Annotated in this window: 3 protein-coding genes and 1 pseudogene; 2 read left to right on the top strand and 2 right to left on the bottom strand. The window is 68.2% G+C overall.

What is annotated here, in order from left to right; all coding sequences use genetic code 11:
• Window positions 1-149: 149 nt before the first annotated feature.
• A pseudogene (locus ACZ38L_RS39200) lies at window positions 150-273 on the top strand (IS6 family transposase); the annotation flags it as partial.
• Window positions 274-377: 104 nt separating this feature from the next.
• Here ACZ38L_RS39200 and ACZ38L_RS39195 read toward each other — a convergent pair.
• Window positions 378-1,055 carry an IS6 family transposase gene (locus ACZ38L_RS39195; protein ID WP_465702890.1) on the bottom strand — a complete coding sequence of 226 codons (678 nt, stop codon included), beginning with the start codon at window positions 1,053-1,055 and terminating at the stop codon, window positions 378-380.
• Between the two features lie 39 nt (window positions 1,056-1,094).
• On the bottom strand, window positions 1,095-1,223 hold the full coding sequence (locus ACZ38L_RS39190; protein WP_465702888.1) for a hypothetical protein: 129 nt from the start codon (window positions 1,221-1,223) through the stop codon (window positions 1,095-1,097).
• 118 nt (window positions 1,224-1,341) lie between these two features.
• On the opposite strand from ACZ38L_RS39190, the gene ACZ38L_RS39185 reads away from it, so the two are divergent.
• The gene (locus ACZ38L_RS39185; RefSeq protein WP_465702885.1) at window positions 1,342-1,941 is read left to right on the top strand and encodes a hypothetical protein; all 600 of its coding nucleotides are present in this window, start codon (window positions 1,342-1,344) and stop codon (window positions 1,939-1,941) included.
• Window positions 1,942-2,315 lie beyond the last annotated feature (374 nt).

Genomic DNA, 2,315 nt, shown 5'->3' with positions numbered 1-2,315 from the left:
CTTCATGCTTGGTCGCAAGATGATCTATCAGGGGTCCCGTTCCACGTTCACAGCGGGGTTGCGCCGCAGGCCACAGGCTTAACGCAACGGTGTTGTGGCTGACCGCATGGGATGATCTTCAGGTTGATCACGCTCGGGAGGGTCTTGCCGTGAAGAGCGCGTTGCCGTCGTACCGGGGGGCATCGGTACCCGGTGGAGGTCATCGCGCACTGCGTGTGGCTGTACTTCCGGTTCCCGCTCAGCTTCCGCGAGGTCGAGGAGCTGATGCTGGCGCTATCACGTTGATGAGCGCGTGTCAGGCTGAGGGTGTGCCGGGGTGCGGTGGGGTGTCTGGGTCAGGCCGTGGTGGGCAGGCCGATGGTCTCGGTGACGTGGTCTCAGATGGTGAAGCGGAGGGTCATCTCGAGTCGGTGTTCGGCGGCGGTCAGAAGGTGGCGTCGGGGTCGGAAGTGGGGTGAGATGCCGCTGAACGCGGACAGGAACCGTTGTGTGGATCCGGGTGAGCGGAAGCCCTTCATGGCGCGTTCGCGCTGGCGGGTGGGCTGGTGGGAGTTCTCGGCCCGGTTGTTCAAGCCCTTGTGCGAGCGGTGCTCGACCGAGGCCATGAGCTCGCGGTGCGCGACCGGGTAGCTCTTCAGCTTGTCGGTGACCAGCACCCGCTGAACGCGCCGCTGTTTCTTCATCAGCCTGGCCATGAACCGCTTGGCGGCCTTCGCGTTCCGGCGGGACTGGACAAGGATGTCCAGGACGTTGCCGTGCTGGTCGACGGCCCGCCACAGGTAGTGCCGCACCCCGTTGATCTTCACGAAGACCTCGTCGAGATGCCATTTGTCGCCGGCCGCGGGCCGCCGCCGGCGCAGCCCGTCCGCGTAGACCTGCCCGAACTTGGCGCACCAGCGGCGCACCGTCTCGTAGGAGACGATCACGCCTCGCTGCAGCATCAGCTCCTCCACCTCGCGGAACGACAGCGGAAAGCGGAAGTACAGCCACACGCAGTGCGCGATGACCTCCACCGGGTACCGGTGGCCCCTGTACGACGGCGACGCACCCTCCACGACAGGCCCTCCCCGCCACCCACCAACCCGAAGATCATCTCACTCACCGGTCAACGTGACAGCACCCGACTGCACCCGCCTGACCACCACCGCCCACTCCGCCTTGGTGAGCCCCATCTCCTTGGCGATGTCCGGCACTGCCCGGAACCGGCCCCTCCCCGGTGGCATCGAGCCAACGGAGGCTCGTCTCGGTGACCTCACGCCGTTGGCGGACGTAGCGTCGACCTCCTGCCGCCAGACCGGGTGCACGGGGCGCCCGCGACGTGCGGCCGAGGAGTGCACCATCATGCGTCTCCGTTCCATCACCCTCGCGGCCTGTGCCGCCGCAGCTCTCGCACTGTCCGGCGCGACCGCCGCCCAGGCCGAGACATCCGCCACCGCCTCGAAGACCACCACGGTCACTACCGGCACCGTGGGCGACGGCCCCGGCACCGCCTCGACCTTCGGCTTCGACGGGCACAAGGCATTCGCCACCAAGCCGGTCCCGGTTGCCTCCCGCGCCGAGGCCCAGAAACTCAGCCCGAAGACGGCGGCGACAGGCAGCTTCGTCTGCTCCCTCTACGTGGGCGGGACCGTGCTCAACGGCCCGCAGCTCCAGGCTGGGACGGCAGAAACCTGCACCGGCTCCTTCGCCTACCAGTACACCCGCGCCCAGTGGGCCGAGGACGCCGGCAGCGGATTCTTCATCATCCCGAACACCGATGTCGCCGGCCCCACCGTCACCGGAGACGTGAACGACACCACGTTCTTCCTCAACGGTTGCCAGCTCTACACCTGGACCCACCCGTATCAGCTCCAGGCGCGGGGATACGCCGTCACCACCAGCGGAGCGACCGTCAGTGGATATCTTGAGTACGGTGGATCTGCCAATGTCCCCTGCCTGTAGGCTGCTTGACCTACGGGAGGACCGAATGAACACCTTCGGATACGACGGCGAGCGGCCGATCAACGGTGACGTGGTCGAGCCCGAACAGCCCGAGCAGGGCCCTGTGGTCCCGCGCCGATACTGGGCCTCAGCCCGAGCAACGCAGCCTGGTGATTTCCAAAGTGACTACTGGGAGACCAGGCCCGCACAGTGAGCAAGCCGGAGCCCCTGCCGATGATCGGGCAGAGACTCCGACACTCCCCCGCCCGGACCGCCTGAAGCCCAGCACAACCGAGGAGCCCCGGGGGGGGGGGGGGGGGGGGGGAGGGGGGGGGGGTGTGGGGGGGGGGGGGGGGGGGGGGGGGGGGGGGGAGGGGGGGGGGGGGGGGGGGGGG

The sequence above is a fragment of the Kitasatospora sp. NPDC024654 genome (genome assembly GCF_055559155.1).
The sequence above is the reverse complement of the archived record's forward strand: the minus strand, read 5'-3'. Positions and strand labels throughout refer to the sequence as shown.

Excerpts from the sequence above, each read along its gene's own strand:
- ACZ38L_RS39190 (WP_465702888.1), bottom strand. The coding sequence starts at position 1,223 with ATGCCACCGGGGAGGGGCCGGTTCCGGGCAGTGCCGGACATCGCCAAG.
- ACZ38L_RS39185 (WP_465702885.1), top strand. The coding sequence starts at position 1,342 with ATGCGTCTCCGTTCCATCACCCTCGCGGCCTGTGCCGCCGCAGCTCTC.